Source organism: Massilia sp. CT11-108 (genome assembly GCF_047302915.1).
Lineage (GTDB): Bacteria > Pseudomonadota > Gammaproteobacteria > Burkholderiales > Burkholderiaceae_D > Telluria > Telluria orientalis.
This window is the reverse complement of record NZ_JBKYMO010001530.1, coordinates 1-270: the sequence shown is the minus strand read 5'-3', so window position 1 is coordinate 270 and position 270 is coordinate 1. Positions and strand designations below refer to the sequence as shown.

General features: G+C 58.1%; 1 protein-coding gene. It reads left to right on the top strand.

Annotation, left to right across the window (positions count from 1 at the left end; genetic code table 11):
- Positions 1-54: 54 nt before the first annotated feature.
- Positions 55-270 (top strand): hypothetical protein (locus ACEN88_RS35510; protein WP_413347095.1); only part of this gene is annotated, 216 nt, incomplete at its 3' end.

Genomic DNA, 270 nt, shown 5'->3' with positions numbered 1-270 from the left:
CGTCGGCTGGATGCTTGTCAATACCATGACAAGACTCAGTTGAATAAGGTGCCGATGAAGCCCTTGCTCGCAGTCGACGACTCCTTGAAGTTTCTCGACCATCTTGCCGCCAGCGCTTACGTGCGGGCGGGCAGGCCGGAATCGAGTCCACTGCTCACCAGCCTGATTTCGCCGCGGGGCAAGATGTTCCGAATCTTCAGTCGCGACGATATTGCCATTCTTCACCGCTGGATCTGCGGCTTGCCTTACTCCGATGCGCCCAGGCAGACC